The organism is Actinomadura pelletieri DSM 43383, assembly GCF_003634705.1.
GTDB lineage: Bacteria > Actinomycetota > Actinomycetes > Streptosporangiales > Streptosporangiaceae > Spirillospora > Spirillospora pelletieri.
Genome location: NZ_RBWU01000001.1, coordinates 1,168,980 through 1,186,725 on the forward strand (window position 1 = coordinate 1,168,980; position 17,746 = coordinate 1,186,725).

Sequence of the window (17,746 nt, forward strand, 5' to 3'; positions counted from 1 at the left end):
GAAGGCGGCGGAGCAGGTCGTTCGGGAGTTGGAGGTGGACTGTCCGGGGTGATGCGCCGCCTCGAAGGCGCGTTCCGCGGTCTCCTCGAACCGTGCGCGCCAGCGTTCGGCGTCGTGGTTCAGCGCAGTATCGATCCCCGTCGTAGGAAGGCGGCGGAGCAGGTTGTTCGGGAGTTGGAGGTGGACTGTCCGGGGTGATGCGCCGCCTCGAAGGCGCGTTCCGCGGTCTCCTCGAACCGTGCGCGCCAGCGTTCGGCGTCGCCGTGGAGCTGGTGGGTGAGCGCGCGGTCGCCGTCCAGGACCGCCGTCAACCGGCTCGCGACCCAGGTGGCCACGGGATCGGCGGGCGCGACGGCCAGGACCTGGAGGTAGCAGGCGGCCAGGACGGCGTCCGCGCGGCGGCGGCGGGTGCTTTCGTTCGCGGCGCGGACGATGCGGGCCAACCGGTCCATGGCGGATAACGCCGCCGCCGTGGAGTCGGCGGTGAGGGCTCGGGCCGCCATGTCGAGGGCAGCCGCGCGTTCGTGCGGCGGTGTCTCCGGGTCCAGAAGCGCGAGCCTGCGATGAAGCCGCCGAACGATCGCGCCGTCCGCGCCGGACTCCGCGTCGCCCCGACACAGCGCCCGCGCCACGGCGAGCCGTTCGGCGGAATCCCCGGTGAGGAGATGCAGGGCGGTGCCGACGGCGCCCCGACAGTACCGCCGCCGGGCGTCCGCGAGCTCGGTCTCCCGCTCCCGGACGAGGGCCAGCAACTCCGCGGGCCGCAGGCCCACCGGGTCGATCGGCGCGGGTGCCGGCCGTTCCCGGCTCAGTGCCGGTAACGCCAGAGACTCGGCGTTGCAGCGCACCAGCGCCGCCGCCGCGCGCGGCCACGGATCCCGGACGTCCGGTGGCGCGGGTTCCGCGGCGGTCAGCGCGCCGTACGCGAGGAAGAACGCCAGCCCGGCATCCGGAAGGGGTCCGTCTCCGAGCATATCGAGCGCCTCTCCGATTTCCGGTTGGGCATGATCAATGGCCCTGGGAAACGTGCAGCACAGGCATACAGTGGCGATAATCGGCCAGAACGAGGCGCCCGTACATTCATTCCAGCAGAACACCGGAATTCATAGAACCACCGGCCGAGCCACTGCGATCTTGAACGGTTCGCGCGGTGCCCGCTCTCGCCGGGAGGCGCCGCACGGACGGCGGGTGGCCGATTCCGGAAGATGTGTCACACGACTCCGTCCCATCCTGTGAACCCTGCTCTCCTGACAGGCGTCGCCGCTCGATCCCGCGGGGACGGCCTCCGCCCGCCCCTCCCTTCCAGCGATTCCGGCGTTGGATTGGAATGATCAATGCGTTCCAACAAGTGCGGCGGATTTTGGAAGGATCGACCGACGTGACGGGCAGATATTCGTGGGTCGAATGGGGATTGCTCGGATATTCTGGCGGGAATGCAATTCCCTGCGAGGCCGGTTCCTACGAGCCGATATGGGGGCGGTGATGTTCGACCGGAGGCGAGTCTTCGATCCATCGCGGGAGCCTGAACCCGGGCACGCCGACAGGTCGTACGAACGGTGGTTTCCCGACGACCCGCCGGCCCCCGGCCGTTTCGCGGAGGCCGACGGATGGGCGCCCCGCCAAGGCGGCCTCCCGCTGCCCGGCCCGGCACCCGTCCCCTCCTTCCGAATCCCACGGCTGCCGTTACAGACGACGGCGCCGCGACGGTTCGGCCTCCGTCCGTTCCGGCGCAGACCTCTCGACCGATCCACGCTCCGGGCGCGCACGGTCCAAGACGACCCCACCTGGCGAGGCCTGACACGCCAGAACCCCGAACCACAGAACCCCGCCCCCCAGGCCAAGCCCCGGCGGGACTCCGCACGGCGCGACAAGGAGGATGGCGATGACTGAGCCGACCCCCGGCGGCCAGGACGCCCGCCGACCGGATGACGACGGTCATCCGCGTCCGCCGGTCCGGTCGCCGCTGATCTGGTTCTCCGGGGCCGACACCGAGGTGCTCGCGATGACGCCCGGTGACCGGGCGCGGTACACGGGCATGGGCAGCGCGGTCCTGTTCACGGCCTCGCTCGGCGGCCTGTCGATGTGCCTCGCGATGAGGATGGCGCTCGGCCTGCCCATCGCCATCTGCCTGCTGATCGCCGTCGGGTGGTTCTTCGGCATCGCCGGTCTCGACCGCTGGCTCGTCAGCTCGATGGACAAGCCCGCCAGGGACAGGGACGGCGAGGTGGCGAGCTGGGACGCTCCCGCGGAGTCCCGCAGCCCCTACAAGCTCGCCCTTCCCCGCCTGGGGCTCGCCCTGCTCTTCGGCATGGTGATCTCGACGCCGCTCACCTTGCAGATCTTCGACACGGAGATCCGCGCGGAGATCAACAAGATTCACCAGGACGAGTGGAACGACTACGTCAAGGAGATGCGGAGCGGCTCGTCCGGAAGGCGCATCGCCGACCTGACGACCAGGCAGGCGCAGTTACAGGAGGTCGTCAACAGCGGAGGGCGGTCGGGCGATCCCGCCGTGACCAACCCGGACGTGGCCGCCTACGACAAGAAGCTGGAGGGGATGCGCCAACAGCTCACCGAGCTGGATCAGAAACGCGCCTGCGAACAAGAGGGAGTGAACTCCGGCACCGACTGCCGGGGGACCTCCGGCCGGGAGGGGTGCGGGGCGCGTTGTGACGCGTTCGAGCGCGCTCGCAACCGGCTGAGCGGCGAGATCAAGAAGGTCGAGCAGCAGCGAGCGGCGCTCGTGCAGCGTCTCAGGTCGCAGGAGTCCAGCGGTGCCGAGTCCCGTCTCGCGCAGGCGAAGGCGCAGCTGGAGGAGGTCAACGGGGAACTCGGCCGGCTCCAGCAGGCGCAGGCGAAGCTTTTGAACCAGGGGAAGGCCGACAACGAGGCGAACGACGGCCTGCTGATCCGCATGGAGGCGCTCGAAAAGGCCAGCACGGGCAGCCTGACGCTGGGCCTCGCCCGGCTGGTGCTCTTCCTGTTCTTCACCGCGATCGAGTGCCTGCCGGTGATCGTCAAGCTGCTGATGAACGACGGCGCCTACGAGAACCTCGCCCGCGAGCGGCGGCGGCAGGACGAGATCCGGGGTAGGCGGGAACTGCTGTCCCGCCGCCGGGTCGACGCCCAGCACTACGAGGACGAGGTGTACTACGGCGAGCGGCTGCGCGCGGCCCGGTGGGCGGCCATCGACGACCTCGTCACGGAGACCACGGCCCTGGAGACGGACGTCGCCCGGCGTCGGCTGTACTGGTGGTACTCGCAGCAGTCGCGTGACCTGCCCCCGGCGCCCCCGAATGAAGTCCCGCAGCAGTTCGGCCAAGACCCGGAGCCCCCGGAATCCTGGCCCGACGAGACGCCGCCGGATCCCTCGGGGCATTCCCCGAACGACATCCACATCCCGCCGCAGCCCGGACCGTCCGAGCCGGAGCCTGAGCCTGAGCAGCAGCCTCCGTACCAGCGGTCGCCCTACCAGCAGCCCAGCCCGCCGCCCCTGCCGCCCAGGGGCGGCACCGGGAACGGACGTCCCGACCCGTACGGGAGCCGCGGGAGGCGTTCTCGGGGCCGGGCCGAAGGAGAACAGGCCGACAGGTTGCAGCCCATGGAGGCGACGTCTCACTACACCGGACCGCACGATGTGCCCGTCGGAGACATGGAGGCGGGCTGGATCCGCAGCCGCGTCGTCCACATCAGGGAGCGGCTTCTGTGGCTGTACCAAAGGTCGGAGCGGAAGGGGTGAGTGGGCTGCCGAGCATCGATGGGTGCGGGGTCCTCGGGCCGGGCTTGCGGGTGGTCGCGTGGGTGTGGGGTTACTCGATTGCGCCAGGTCAGGGGAGGTTTTTGTGGGTGTGTCGCGGGTTGGGGTGGAGGGGGTGAGTGGGGTGTTGAACGTTGCGGAGGTTTGTGCGAGTACGCGGGCGCTTGGGCCTGGGGTGCGGGCGGTCGCTTGGGTGCAGGGGTGTCCGTTTCGTTGTCGGGGGTGTGTGGCGCCGGACTGGATCGAGCGGCGGCCCGCGCGGGAGATGACCCCGGCCGAGCTTGCGGACGCGTTGTTGGTCGATCCCGAGGTCACCGGGTTGACGTTCTCCGGGGGTGAGCCGATGGAGCAGGCGGCGGGGCTTGCGGACGCGGCGCGGTTAGCGCGGGAGCGTCGTGAACTGACGGTGATCTGCTTCACCGGGTACCGGTTGGAGGAGCTGCGTGGACGGCCCGGGCCCGAGGCCCTGCTCGCCGAGGTCGACGTGCTCATCGACGGCCGGTACGTGGACGTCCTCGACGACGACGTCGGCATGCGCGGCAGCGCCAACCAGCGGGTGCACCGGCTGACCGACCGGCTCGCCGACGCCGACCTCGAGGCCGGGCCGCGGCGGGCCGAGATCAGGGTCCGCGCCGACTCCGCGCTCCTTGTGGGCGTGCCGTCGGCCGCCGTGCGCGGGGCGTGGGCCCGGATCGAACGGACGAGACCCGTTTCCCCCACATCGACAAGGGACTGACCGTGAGCGGTACCAAGACGATCAGCGTTGACGCCGGTGCGTGGCGGGAGGCCCAGAAGGCCGCCCGCCGGCTCGCCGAGGTCCGGCGCGACATGCCGAAGCTCCTCGACGACGTCCGGCGGCAGACCCGGGCGGACATCGACCGTGCCGTCTCCGCCGTCACCAGCAGGCAGGAGCGCACCGATCGGAGTCTGCGGGAACTCAGCGAGCACACCCGCGACCTGGAGCGTCGCACCAGCGCGCGGCTCCGGGAGCAGGCCGGGCAGCTCAAGGCGGTGCGGGCCGAGACGAAACGGCTGAGCCGCGAGATCGACCGGGAGCGGGAGGAACGCAGACGGCGGTTCGCCGACCTGGACGCCCGGGTCACCGACATCACCGAACGCCGCGACCAGGCCACGCGGCGGGCACGCGCGCTGTTCGACGACGCCGGGACGCTCGCCGCCGTGATCGCCGAACTTCCGCACGAGCGGTTCGCTCCCGGGCGGCTGAGGCGCCTGGAGCAGCGGCTCGCGCAGACCGCGGTCACGCTCAACGAGCAGGAGCCCGCGTTCTCGCTCGGCCTCGTCCAGAACCTCTACTTCGACCTCAGCGACCTGCGCGTCGAGGTGGAGGAGGCCGCGCTCGAATGGGAGCAGGCGCGCTTCGCGGCGCTGGAGGCGTTGCGCGCCGCCGACGCCGTCACCGAGTCCAACATCGTCGTCCCGATGCGCGCGATGGACGGCACGGTCCTGGACGGCATCGACCTGGACGTCGACTTCTGGACCGACGGCGACGCGGCCCGGCTCCTGAAGAGGATCCGCGAACAGGCCGGGATCGTCGCCGAGCCCGACTGCCCGCTGACCCTCGACGAGCTGCGCGCGATCGTCCAACGCGACGCGCCCGCCTACGAGCAGGAACTCACCGACCTGCTGGAACGCGCCTGGACGCGGACGCTCGCGTCCCAGCAACGCGCCAACACCGCCGAGATCGCCATCGCCGCGCTCGAACAGCAGGGCTACGAACTCGCCGACGAGGCCTGGGAAGGGGAGGACTTCCGCGGCGCGCACTACAGCAAGCTCGTCAGCCTGACCGGACGAAGCGAACTCGTCGTCGAGATCGCCCCGGACGGCGACGCCGGCATGGCGATCAGGGTGCTGTCCTACGACACCGACGCGGCGGAGGACCGGCGGCGGCAACGCACCCAGAGCATGCTCGGCAGCCTGCGCTCCGCGGGCATTCCCGCCGGGGCCCCCGAGGACCGCGGCACCGAGCCCACCCCCGAGGAGGGCGACCTGGAGGCCATCCGCAGACGGCGGCGGCGTGTCGACTGAGCCGCCCGTGCCCACCCGGCTGCGTCCGCTGCACCGGGCGGCGATGGCGAGCGATCCCACGTACGTCCTGTACGGCAGCGGCGTCCAGGACGTCTTCGTCGACCCGGCGCTGCGTCTCATGGACCTGTCCCAGGCCCTGCACGAGACGCTGACCGCCGCCGGTTTCGCCCGGGTCGTGTTCTTCAACCTCGACACGATGCTGACCGTCCGCGACGCGTCGTCGCGGCTCGTCCGTGGCGCCGCCTCGGGTTCGAGGACGGCCGGGCGCCGCGCGTCCCATCGGATCAGGGGCCCGATGGGCTACCACCAGGTGGGCACGGGAACGGCGGCGCCCCCGGCCGACGAGCCGTCGCCCGCTTCGGTGCCGTCCGACTCTGGAGCACCCGGTCCCGCGCCGTCCGCGATGACCGACGAGGCCGCGCTCGACATGATCACCGGTCTGATGGGCGACGAGTCCGTCCGCACCGCCGTGGTCCTGGAGAACGTGGAGGTCCTGGAGCGGCACCTGAGCGGGCTGCGGCAGCTCGCCGTGTCCCTCGACGCGTGGCTGAGCGGCAGGCACGGCAAGGGCAACGCCTGCGTTCTGGTGTTCGTCCAGGAGCACCTCTCGGACGTCGAGCGGCTCGCCGGGCAGAGCCGGAACCTCCCCGGTCTGCTCGGCACCGCCGTCCGGGCGGAGAAGCGGCGCGGCTCCCCGGGGCTGATCGGCCCGCCGGAGGAGGCGGAGCTGTCCGCGCTCGTCCATCGGGCCCGGCTGCTGGACGACCTGACGATCGGCGACTGGCACGGGCTGACCCGGACGGTGCGGCTGATGGCCCGCGAACGCCGACCGCTGAGCACCTGGCGGAACCTGCTGGCGAGCCTGTCGGCGACCGGGACCGCGCTCGACGCGGGCCGGTTGCGCGCGGACGGGCACCTGTCCGGCCCCGACCTCGGCGCAGGCACGGTCTGGGACAGGCTGGCCGGGCTGCGCGGGCTCGACCAGGTCCGGGAGGCGCTGGAGGCGTTGCGCTGGCAGCCGCCGCGCGGACGGGAGGCCACCGCCCTGCACATGGCGTTCACCGGCAACCCCGGCACCGGCAAGACGACGGTGGCGCGGCTGGTCGGCGAGATCATGCTGGAGCTCGGGCTGCTGCGCAGCGGGCATGTCGTCGAGGTCGGTTCCGCGGACCTGGTCGGGCAGTACGTCGGGGAGACGGCCATCAAGACGAACCGGGTCGTCGACCGGGCCTTGGACGGCGTCCTGTTCATCGACGAGGCGTACACGCTGAGCGACCAGACCGAAGGGGGATTCGGCAGGGAGGCCATCGCGACCCTCCTGCAACGCATGGAGAACGACCGGGACCGCCTGGTCGTCATCATCGCCGGATATCCGCGGGAGATCGACGAGTTCCTGCGCAGCAACCCCGGCCTGCAGGGCCGGTTCCCCAAACAGTTCCGGTTGGAGTTCCCCGACTACGAGCCGCCGGTCCTCGTCGAGATCGCGCGGGCCGGGTTCGCCGAGCAGGGGCTGGCCGAGAGCGAGCAGTTCACGGCCGCGCTGGAGCAGGTCGTGACCCGGATGCACCGGCACAGGTCCGCGACGTTCGACAACGCCCGCGCCATGCGCACGCTCGTCCAGGACACCGGTACCCGCTGGGCCCGGCGCGTCCGCGACGAACGGCACCTGCCGCTCGCGGTGGAGGACCTGCCGCCCGAGCATCTCCGGCACACCGAGGCGCCGCCCGCCCTGGCGGATCTGCTCGGCCCGCTGGAGGCGATGACGGGGCTGCGGCAGGTCAAGGACGCGGTCCGGCAGATGGTGCTGCGCCTGGAACTCAACCGCAGGCGCGAGCGGGGCGATGTCGTCGCCCCGCACATGGCCTTCCTCGGCCCGCCCGGCACCGGCAAGACCACCGTCGCCCGCGAGATAGGCCGGATCCTGCACCGCCTCGGGCTGCTGGGGCGCGGTCATGTCGTCGAGGTGGGACGTCCGCAGCTCGTCGGCGGCTACATCGGCCAGTCCGCGATCCGCACCGGGGAGCGCATCGACGAGGCGGAGGGCGGGGTGTTGTTCATCGACGAGGCGTACAGCCTGGCGCAGGGAGGGGAGAACGACTTCGGTCGCGAGGTCATCGACACGCTCGTCCCGGCGATGGAGAACCGGCGTGGTCGCTTCGTCGTCATCCTCGCCGGCTACACGGCGGACATGGAACGGATGATGGCCCTGAACCAAGGGCTCGCGTCCCGGACGACGCTGCACATCGAGTTCCCGCCGTACGAGCTGGACGAGCTGACAGAGATCTTCACGGGCCTGGCCGAGTCACGCGGCTACACACTCGGGCCCGGCGTCGCCGACCGGCTCCGCGTGTGGTTCGGCGCGGCGATGAGGGCGTCCGACTTCGGCAACGGCCGGGCCGCCCGGAGCCTGCTCGACGGGATCGAGGCCAACCTCGCCGAACGCGTCGTCGCCGACCCGACCCTCGACCCGAACGTGATCCTGCCCGAGGACGTCCCCGATGTCTGAGCCCCAGCACGCGCAAACGGCGGACCGCTGCCCGGTCTGCGGCCGGCCCGCGGGCACCGACGCGCAGTGCCGCGACTGCGGCTGGACGCTCAACACGCCGTGGCGGCTGGGACGCGGCGACGAGGCGGGCTTCCGGGCGCGGCTCGACGCGGCCCGCCTGGCCGCCGACCTGCAGGTCGCGGCCCGGCTCGGGGACGACTGGCGCGACATCGCCCCGCTGCTGCGCGGCGTCCCCGACGACGCGGCCTGGGCCGAGGCGCGCGGCGCGGTCTCCGTCCCGGTCCGGCCCGCCCGGCCGGTGCTGACGCGGGCGGTCACCGACCTCGCGGGCGGGGCGCGGCTGGCGGTCATCGAGGTCTCTGCCGAGGGCCTGACCGCGACGCTCGTGGACGACATGGCCCGCGACCACGGACCGCTCCGGGGACGGAGCTGGACCGAGGTGCTGCCGATGCTCTCCGCCGACCCGGCGGAGCGCGCGTTCCAGCTCGCGGGCGGCGAACGCGACCTGGACCGGCCCGCCCTCGAACCCGCGCTGGCCGCCGCCCTCACGGCATGGGCCCGCACCCTGCCGCCCGAACGGGTCGCGATCTGCCGGGTGCCCGGCTGGCCGCTGCCCGAACTCGCCACCCGTCTGCTCGCCCCGCGCCGGCTCGCCACCGCGACGGCCGCCGAACCGGGCGAGCTGCCGGAGCTGCTCACGGCGGTCGCGGCGACCCGTCCGATCCGCACCGGCTACGGGCTCCTCGTCGCCCGGCTGGACCCGAAGGGGCACCGGGTGACCGCCGAGCTTCACCCGCTGCTCGACGCCGGGGCACGCGGCGGCGCGATGGCGGAGGTCACCGTCCACCGGGCGCCGGGGATGAGCCCCGCGACGACGTTCGCGGTCTGCACGGTCGAACGGCCGCCCCGGCTGGTCGCCGCGTGGCGGGCGACATTGCGGACCGGGCCCGTCCAGGTCAGGGTGGTGCTCGACGGCCCGGAACGGGTCAGATTGACGGCCCCGGCCGAGGTGAAATCCGAACCGCAGGATCTGTCCGGCATCCTCGAGGGCCTGCCGAAGCGGTTCGTGGCGCCCCCGCGCCGGCTGGAACTGTTCTGCCTACTGGAGCTGAACGGCCCGGCCACGGCGGTGTGGCGGCGCAGGAAGCTGCTGGACGGTCTGCTCGACCTCCTCGCCGCCGAGGTGCCGGACCGGGTCGACGCCGCCGTTCTGGGCTACTCCGACCACTCGTTCCGCGGCCGAACGATCATCGACGTGGTGCATGGCGGCGGCGCACCGGAGCCGCTCGCCGCGGCCCGCTCGTCCCTGAAGCGGCTCCCGGATCCCGTCGAGCCGTTCACCGCAGGCGCCGCCCCGCTGGAGGACGCGCTCACCGCCCTGGCCTCGACGGTTCCGCCGCCGCGTGCGCCGCGCGTCCTGCTGACGGTCGCGGGCCGCCCGCCGCACCCGCTGATCTCCGACCGGAGCGGGCGCCGTCCCGTCGACGTGTGCCCGTCCCGGCATGACTGGTCGAAGGCCCTCGCCCGCACGCACACCGGCCGCCGGGTCGCCGTCGTCGACGAGGTGACCGAGTCGCCCGCGCCGGTCTGGCGGACGCTCGGCGAGCACGGCCTGCTCGGCCTGGACGGCGCCGATCCGCGCGCCCTCGCCGCCGCGCTCGGCCTGCTGCCCTCGGCGCCCGTCCGGTTCTCCGTTCCGCTCGCTCATCCGCTCTGAGAGGTGGTGTGCCATGTCCGTTCCTCCGCAGCACCAGCACTATCCCGATGACGACGCGGACGACGACGAGCCCGTCCAGACCCCCGGCAGCAGGTACGCTCCCCCGCCGGGCGCGCCCGCCCCCGGCCCTGGTGCCCCCGGCCCTGGTGCCCCCGGTACTGGTGCTCCCGGTACTGGCGCTCCGCGTCCTGGGCCTCCGCGTCCCGGTGCCCCCGGTCCGGGGAGACCGGACGCGGGCGGCGCGCACCCGGGCGGCGCGAACGGCGCCGGCGAGCCAGGTGCCGAGGAGGCCGACGCCGACGACACCGTCACCGGGCGCATCGGCATCATCGGCCCGACCGGCAGCGGCAAGACGACGTTCCTCGGGGCGATCCGCGTCGCCCTGGAAGAACGGGAGGCCGGACTGATCTGGGGCACCGACGCCGAGTCGCGGAAATTCCTGACCGAGGCGTCCGACCGGCTTCACCGGCAGCGCGTCTTCCCCAACGCCACCCGGAGCCTGCCGCCGAACCTGTCGTTCAAGCTCCGCATCCAGCGCAGGAACGTCCGGGTCACCACCAAGTGGAAGAGGCGGCGGCGGGTGACGCGGACGGCGATGGTGTCGCTCGACGTCCTTGACGCCCCCGGTGGCATGTATGGAGGTCAGACGCCGGACGCCGTGCCTCAGCCCGGCGAGCCGGCCACGCAGAGCGCAATGTTGTACTCGGACGCCGACCTGAAACGGCTGGCGGAGCACGTCGCCGCCAGTTCCGGCCTGATCCTGCTGCTCGACCCCGTCCGCGAGACGAACATGAACGACTCCTACGACTACCTCCAGTACATCATCGTGGAGATCGCCGCGAGAGCCCGGTTCCGGAGGAACGACCCGCACCTGCCGCACCACCTCGCGGTCTGTATCACCAAGTTCGACCACCCGCACGTCTACAACGCCGTCAACCGGCAAGGGCTGTATCTCGAACCGCGCGGCGAGTACGAGTTCCCGTACGCGCCGTCGGAGACGGCACGCGAATACTTCGACCTCCTCTGCGAGGAACAGAGGTCGGACACCGGCATGGGCGACACCAACAGCACGCGGCAGCTCAGAAACGTCATCAGGCAGTACTTCAGCCCGCGGCGCACCAGGTTCTTCCTGACGTCGGCGGTGGGGTTCCGCGTCGATCCGCGGACGCGCAGGTTCCTGCCGACCGCGCCGGAGAACGTCTCCTACCAGGAGTTCGACGGGAAGGTCGGGCAATGGATCCTGGGCACGGCACACCCGGTGAACGTCCTGGAGCCCCTGATGTGGCTCGTCCAGCAGCAGTTCAAGGACGACGGACGATGACGACCGTGCCCGTGGCGTGGGCGGTTCGGGGCAAGGAGAGCGGCAGTTACGCCGACTACGGCATCACCGCCGGCGGTCGCGGGCTGTCCGCGAGACAACTGCCCGCGGTGTTCGACGAACTCTCGTCGCTGGGCGAACCGCCGGTCGAGCGGGCCGGGCCCCGGGCGCTGCCCTGGATCGTGTTCACCGCCGTCCGCGCGGGCGACCGCGACCATGTCGGCCTCGCCGTCCAGGAGTGGACCGACCAGAGCGACGCCATGGGCCGTCCCATCACCACCTGCACGTTCTACTACCTGCCGTACCGGGACGCCGGCGACCTGGGCGTCTCCTACCGTGAGCTGCTCGCCGCCGTCCAGGACGAACCACTGCCACAGGACGGCTCCGCACTGAACGCCCCACTCACCGGCACCGACCCGCGGTACCTGGCCGACACCATCGCCGACCAGGGTTTCGCCCGCGTCGCCGGAGCGGCGGCGCTGCTGCTGGAAGGCCCGGTGACGGTGACCCGGGCCGAGCATCTGACCGTCGAGGAGCGGCTCGCGTTCATGGACGCCGTCGCCGCGCTGCTCCCGCAAGGCTGGCGGACGCGCTTCTCCGCCGCCACCTGGCACGAGGGCACCGACCTCCGGATCGGGCTGGTGTTCGGGCAGGTGTGCCGCCCCGGTTCGTTCGAACTGGACTGGCAGGCACCCGGCGCGCCGCGCGCGTCGACGGCCGCGGCGGCCTACCACACCTGGCTGTACGAACTCGTGGAGACGCGGGGCTGGCCGGGGGCGAGGCTCGTGGCGGCGCTCGCCGCCCAGCGGGGCTCGATGTTCCACGCCGGGCCGGGGGCGGCCGTCGAGATCGTGGCGGATCTGGACTGGCCGGGGACCGTCTGGCGGGCCGTCCTCGACGGCACGGCCCAACGCGCCGACCTCGTCCGGCTCTTCACCGGTGGACGCCACCGCGAACTCGACGACCCCGGCAAAGTGGCGCGGGTGTTCGGCGCGCTGGTCGATGTCGCGGAGCCGGACGATCTCCCGCTGGTGGCGAAGCTGTGGCACGAGTGCGGCGGCGAGGACGGCACCCTGCTCCGGAACGCCCGCCGCAGGTTGTGGCGGGAACGGCCGCAACCCGACCTCGGCGCGTATGTCGAGACCGCCGACCGGCTCGGCTTCGCCGACGGCTTCGTCGCCGGTCTGCTCGCCGAACCCCACCCGCCCGGGGAGCGGCCCGGCGGTGAGGCGACCCTCGCCGCGCTGCTGCGCGAACGCCGCCCGCCCGGTCCGGGACGGACGGCCGAGGCGCTCGCCCGCAACGGCTCCGTACTGGCCGAACTCCTTCTGGCGGTGACGCCCGACCCGATCGCCGAGCGGCGGGCCTGGCTCCAGACCGTCGTACTGGACGCGCCGCCCGTACTGCTCGACGCGTTCGACGGCTTGTGGTCGCGTCCGTCCAGGGTTCCCGACACGTGGCCGGAACTCGTACAGAACGGTCGGCGCTGCGTCCCGGCGGTCCTGCACGCGGCGGCGAAGACGCCGCAGGCGCTCGGCGACGCCCTCGCCGCCTTCGGCCGCTGGCTCATGACGGACGCCGACCCCGCGCACGCCCCCTTCTGGGCCGAGGCGCTGGCGCGGCTGGACGCCTCGACGTCCGCCGAGAAGGGCACGATCGACGGGCTGCTCGCGTGGCTGGGCGACAACCCCCGCCACTTCGCGGACTGCACCCGATCACCCAATTACTTCGAGGCGTTCCACGCCGTGTGCGCGGACCCGGCAGGGCAGAGGCACCGGCCCCGCCTCGTCGAGGCGCTCGCGGCCTTCGTGAGCCGGTACGAGTGGATACCGGCGGGCCACACCGCGGCGATCGTCAAGCTGGTCGACCGTTTCGCCGCCGACCGCGAGGTCGGTAGCGCCCTGCTCTTCGCCCGGTCGGTGGAGCCGACGCTCGTCCACGTCAACGCCTACGGCGCCTGGCGGCGGCGATATCTCGACGCCCGCCAAGAACTGCGGAAGGTGGAGTCCTTGCTGCTGATCCGTAACGTCCGTCCCGACGCGCCGCCGGATGTCGTCGGCGAACTGTGCGCGGAGGCGCTGCACGAAGGCCATCCTTTCGACTGGGTGCGCGACGAGATCCTCGAAGCCGGATGGCGGTTCACCCCGGACCAGTTCGTGTCCCTGCTCGACACCGTCACCGACACCCTCACCCGGCTCGGACGCGGCCGGGACGAAGCCGAGGACTCGGCCCTGAAACTCGGCAGGCTCCTGATGCTGAGACGTCCGCAGGAGGAGACCGCCCAGATCCGCCGGTACACCGTCCGGTACGCGGTCCTCGAGATCCGCTACCGCCTGAACATGATCCGGTACCTGGGCGGGGACCCGGAGAGGAAGGGCAAACTCCTCCTGGACGGTGCGGTCCGCAAGGAACTGGACCGGCTGGGCACGCTCGCCGGACGCGTCGCCAAGTCGGGAGCCGCCCCCTGGAGGAAGGGGTGACACCGAAGGCCGGACGGGCCGCCGTTCTCGACCTGGACGAGACGACACTGACCCTCGTTGACGGCGACGATCGCGCCTACCGGCGACCGTCCGACCCGCCCGGCCCGTTCGACCGTCCGGTCATCGTCGTGTCCGCGCCGCACGGGCCCGGCGCCGCCGAACTCGAATCCCTGCACCGGGTCGCCCCGTACGGCGTGCGCGGGACGGGACGGTACACGGTCTGCGCCGCCGCGGCCGCCCGGCGCGGCCTGACCGGAACACTCGCGATCTGCGACATCACCTGGTCCGCCGCCCGCGTGGCCCGAGCCGAGACCCGCGACGCCGAGATCACCGTGGGCCCGCACCGTGACCTCGCCGGGCTCGGCGGCGGCTCGTTCGTCGCCGGGCTCACCACCGACCCCGCCCAGCGGGCCGCGCTCCGTGAAGCGCTCACGGGCGATCCGGACTTCCTGCTGGAGGCGTGCGACCAAGCCGTCCAGGACCCGATGTTCCGGGACGTGCCACTGATGACCACGAGCGACCCGACCATCACCGTGGGCCGCCTACTGGACGCGCTCCCCACCTACCTAGCCGCACTGACCCCACTCGTGGCGGACCTCGGCTCCACCGACCACACCGTCCTGACCGGCGCATTCACTGCGTTCCCGCTCCTCACCCGCGCCCTCGCCGACGCGGCCGGACGGCCACCGCTCGTCCTGCCCGACGCCGTCCTGGAAGGCGCCCTCCTCCTGGCCGAGGGCACCTACACCGAACCGGACGCACCCCGCGCGAACGTGCGGATACCACTACACCGGCACCGAGCCGGACTGCTGGAGGAACGGCTCGTCGCGCTGCCCTACGGCGTCGGCGAGTACGCGCTCCTCGACGGAGCCGACCTGCACATCACGAAGGGCGGCACCGGGGACGGCCTCCCCATCACCAACGAACTGCCGCTGGAAGTAGACGGCGTCCAACTGAACGTCAACGTGGCCCACCTCCCGACCGGAAATTACAGACTCGGCGTTCGCACCGACCGAGACAGACCGCCACTGCTCGTCGCGACCTCCGCCGACGACGACACCGAACCCAGATTCATCCCCCTCCCCGACCGGAGCGCACAGAAATGAAGGGACTTGCCGAACCCGTGGACGTCGAACGGATGCGCACCCTCGGCAGGCTCATCTCCGAACTCGCCGACGAGACCGAACCGAACGGCGACCGCGCCGCCGGACTGCGCTTCGTCAGCGAGCTGAACAAGGCCCTCACCGACCTGCCCCGGCTGCTCGCCACCGGCCGGGACTTCCTCGACAGCGGAGACCTCGGCCCCGCCGTCACCGCCAAACTCTCCGCGACCTGGGCCGACCTGGACAGACACCGCACGGAACTCGTCGAGACCGAGAACCTCCTCGCCGAACTGCAACCCGCCCTCGCGGAACTCGAAACCGTCCGGACCCGCCACGCCGAACTCACCACGCGCCTGGCGGAGGTGCGCCGCCTGGAGGCCCTGAAGGACGAGGTCGAGACCCTACGCGCCGCGACGTCCGACCTCGCCCGACGCGAGGCCGCACTGTCCGACGTCCGGAACGCGGAACGGGAGCTGACCGAGGCGGGCCAGGCGGTCGGGGTGCGATCCGCGCTGCGACTGTCGGAACTCGGCACCGCGACCCGCGACACCCTCGAACGGGCCGAGCGGCTCACCGAGCAGATCGCGTCCGGCGAAGACCGGCTGGCCGCGCAACGCGGCCGGGTCGCCGCCCTGGAGTCCGACCTGGAGACCCTCCGGGCCGAGTTCGCCGAGCTGCAGGCCATCGCCGACCAGAAACTCCCGCACATCGAGGCGCACCGCGGCGCCGACCGCGAACTGTGCGCCGCCCTCGGAATCAGCCCACTCGTCAAGGGATCAGGACTGCACCACGTCCAAACCGCCCTCACCGAAATGGAAGAACAGCTCCGCAAGGCCGACACGGCGATTCGCGACGCACTCCGCGCGAGCGACACCGACCACGCCACCACCCGCAAACCCACAAGCCTGATCTGAGCCTCGGAGCATTCGCCCCCGGAGCCGGATCGCGCTACCTGTCCGCGTTGCCGGCGGCTAGAACGGCTCGGAGCCGAGCGATATCCTCTTCCCAAAGTTGTCCTTTCGGACTGTCGGCCCAGAGTTGCTTTACTTCGGAGTCGGCCGCGACGACTCGATCGAGCACGCTGATGGCCAAGGGCACCAGTTCATGAGGCAGGGGCGGCACGGGCTCCTGCGGACCGTAGATCGGGTCGGTGGGCGGCCCGCCGGGGAGCTGTGCCGCGACCACTGCCGCGGCGGCCACAGCGGGACCGGCGACGCCGCTGGTGGTCTCGCCGTCCGGCGGAATCACCGCGTTCAGCGCGCGGGCGATCAGAACGGCGCGCTGCCCGGCCGGCGCCTCGTCCAGGTCGAAGGCGAAATCCGACGCGACATCATTATCGAAGGGCCCGATATCCCAAGTTCCCATGTGGGGATTTTCCACCTGCGCAGAACTCCGGGCCGTCGAAATCGACCCCTCGCCGTCCTGGTTTCGGGCGGCGAGGGGTCGATGCCCCCGATCCGTCAGCGGATGTTGGCCAGCCGCTTGAGCTTGGCGTAGTCGCCGACGAAGACGTTCTCGTCCACGGTGCGGTCCGGGATCCCCGGAATGGCCGCGGACTCGGTGAACTGCCAGAACGACCAGCCGGTGCCACCCGGGATGGGCGGTGGCGGAGACGTGTTGTACCGGGCCAGCCGGACGCGGTAACGCCCCAGGGCCTTGGTGCCGGCCATGCAACGGTCGATGAACGACTTCTGCGTGTAGATCGTCGGTTCGACGCCGGTCACCGCCTTGACGCGGCGCAGGAACGCGAGCACCCGGGCCTGGAGGGCGGACGGACTCGCCTTGCAACTCCCTTCGAGGTCGAGTTCGAGCGGTAGCTCGTAGGGGTGGGCGCCGGTGAGGTTCTGCTTCTTGACGGTGCGCAGGAAGTGGTCGGCCTGGGCGACTCCGTCCTGGTCGTGTTCGAAGTAGTGGTACGCGGTGTGGATCATGCGGACGCTGCGTGCCCCGGCCAGGTCCCGGGTGAACCAGGGGTCCACATATCCGGTGCGTGAGCCCTGGGTGGCCTTGATGGCGATGAACTTCTGGCCGCTGGCCGCGAGTTTCTTCCAGTCGAACGGCTTGTTCCCCGGGTGGTTGTGGTGGGACGTGTCGATTCCGTGGACCGGGTAGTCGCCGGGGCCGCCGGCGGCCGCACCGGCCGTGGGACCGGCCAGCACCAGCGGCGCCGCGACCGCCAGGGTCGTGAGTGCACGGGCAAGGGTGAGCATGGAGTTCCTCTCTGCGATGGAAGCGGTCCGGGCGTTGCGCAAGCACCGGACCGAGAGAGCGGACGAGGCGCCGGACGGGTGGTCTGCCACGCGATCCGGCGCCTCGGACGCGGCACCGGGACGGGTCAGGGCGTGATCGCCGGAGTGACCCAGGTGGGGCCGCCGACCTGCTGAAGCACGCCGCGGTACTCGTGGCCCGCGGAGACCGTCTGCTTCTTGAAGATGAAGCAGTAGGTCCTGCCCTTGTAGGCGGGGAAGGGGCCGTCGTCCCAGCGCGTGATCCACCCGCTGGAGCCCCTGACCTGGAAGCCCAGGCGAACCCGCACCATCTCGCCGCTGTGCTTGCCGTAGCAGACCTGCGGGTGGTCGCCCACCTTCACCCTGATGCAGAACCGGCCGTTCTTGAGGTCCTTGCAGACGGTCGGGTCGCTCAGCGCGGTGGCCGCCCGCGTCGGGGTGCTCGTGGACGCGTCCGCGGCCGTGGTGAGCGCCGCGGTCGCGGACACCGCGCAGGCGGCGGCGAGCGCCGGCGCGAGAAGCGCCCGGGTCGGATTGATGGTCATGATCTATCCCCCCTTCACGGAGCCCCTGGTCGGGGACGTCCGCTCG

Annotated in this window: 13 protein-coding genes; 9 read left to right on the forward strand and 4 right to left on the reverse strand. The window is 71.8% G+C overall.

Annotated features, from left to right (window positions below; translation table 11 throughout):
• Positions 1–119 precede the first annotated feature (119 nt).
• Entirely contained in the window at positions 120–974 is an 855-nt protein-coding gene (locus tag BZB76_RS05370; protein ID WP_121433123.1) for a hypothetical protein, read from the reverse strand.
• 908 nt (positions 975–1,882) lie between these two features.
• Between BZB76_RS05370 and BZB76_RS05375 the strand changes: the two genes are divergently transcribed.
• From BZB76_RS05375 to BZB76_RS05415, 9 genes are read left to right on the forward strand one after another with little or no spacing between them, the layout of a single operon-like run.
• Positions 1,883–3,739 carry a DUF4407 domain-containing protein gene (locus BZB76_RS05375; protein ID WP_170180515.1) on the forward strand — a complete coding sequence of 619 codons (1,857 nt, stop codon included), beginning with the start codon at positions 1,883–1,885 and terminating at the stop codon, positions 3,737–3,739.
• On the forward strand, positions 3,636–4,493 hold the full coding sequence (locus tag BZB76_RS36295; protein ID WP_121433125.1) for a 4Fe-4S single cluster domain-containing protein: 858 nt from the start codon (positions 3,636–3,638) through the stop codon (positions 4,491–4,493). The genes BZB76_RS05375 and BZB76_RS36295 overlap by 104 nt, the downstream gene beginning before the upstream one ends.
• A gap of 2 nt (positions 4,494–4,495) precedes the next feature.
• Positions 4,496–5,803, forward strand: coding sequence for a coiled-coil domain-containing protein (locus tag BZB76_RS05385; RefSeq protein WP_121433126.1), 1,308 nt, complete (start codon positions 4,496–4,498; stop codon positions 5,801–5,803).
• Entirely contained in the window at positions 5,793–8,309 is a 2,517-nt protein-coding gene (locus BZB76_RS05390) for an AAA family ATPase (protein WP_147449333.1), read from the forward strand. The genes BZB76_RS05385 and BZB76_RS05390 overlap by 11 nt, the downstream gene beginning before the upstream one ends.
• The gene (locus BZB76_RS05395; protein WP_121433128.1) at positions 8,302–10,026 is read left to right on the forward strand and encodes a hypothetical protein; all 1,725 of its coding nucleotides are present in this window, start codon (positions 8,302–8,304) and stop codon (positions 10,024–10,026) included. The genes BZB76_RS05390 and BZB76_RS05395 overlap by 8 nt, the downstream gene beginning before the upstream one ends.
• A 13-nt stretch (positions 10,027–10,039) precedes the next feature.
• On the forward strand, positions 10,040–11,347 hold the full coding sequence (locus tag BZB76_RS05400) for an ATP-binding protein (RefSeq protein ID WP_121433129.1): 1,308 nt from the start codon (positions 10,040–10,042) through the stop codon (positions 11,345–11,347).
• Complete coding sequence (locus BZB76_RS05405) at positions 11,344–13,824, forward strand: hypothetical protein (protein WP_121433130.1); 2,481 nt, start codon at positions 11,344–11,346, stop codon at positions 13,822–13,824. The genes BZB76_RS05400 and BZB76_RS05405 overlap by 4 nt, the downstream gene beginning before the upstream one ends.
• Positions 13,821–14,930, forward strand: a complete 1,110-nt coding sequence (locus tag BZB76_RS05410; protein WP_121433131.1) for a hypothetical protein — start codon at positions 13,821–13,823, stop codon at positions 14,928–14,930. The genes BZB76_RS05405 and BZB76_RS05410 overlap by 4 nt, the downstream gene beginning before the upstream one ends.
• The gene (locus tag BZB76_RS05415) at positions 14,927–15,841 is read left to right on the forward strand and encodes a hypothetical protein (protein WP_147449334.1); all 915 of its coding nucleotides are present in this window, start codon (positions 14,927–14,929) and stop codon (positions 15,839–15,841) included. The genes BZB76_RS05410 and BZB76_RS05415 overlap by 4 nt, the downstream gene beginning before the upstream one ends.
• Before the next feature lie 34 nt (positions 15,842–15,875).
• On the opposite strand, the gene BZB76_RS05420 is transcribed toward BZB76_RS05415, so the two are convergent.
• The 3 genes from BZB76_RS05420 to BZB76_RS05430 all read right to left on the reverse strand — a co-directional run bounded on the left by BZB76_RS05420 (position 15,876) and on the right by BZB76_RS05430 (position 17,700).
• Positions 15,876–16,292, reverse strand: a complete 417-nt coding sequence (locus BZB76_RS05420; RefSeq protein WP_121433133.1) for a DUF4259 domain-containing protein — start codon at positions 16,290–16,292, stop codon at positions 15,876–15,878.
• 95 nt (positions 16,293–16,387) lie between these two features.
• A complete protein-coding gene (locus BZB76_RS05425; protein ID WP_121433134.1) occupies positions 16,388–17,137 on the reverse strand; it encodes a glycoside hydrolase family 25 protein in 750 nt (249 codons plus the stop codon).
• A 125-nt stretch (positions 17,138–17,262) separates the two neighbouring features.
• A complete protein-coding gene (locus BZB76_RS05430) occupies positions 17,263–17,700 on the reverse strand; it encodes a hypothetical protein (RefSeq protein ID WP_121433135.1) in 438 nt (145 codons plus the stop codon).
• Between the last annotated feature and the right edge of the window lie 46 nt (positions 17,701–17,746).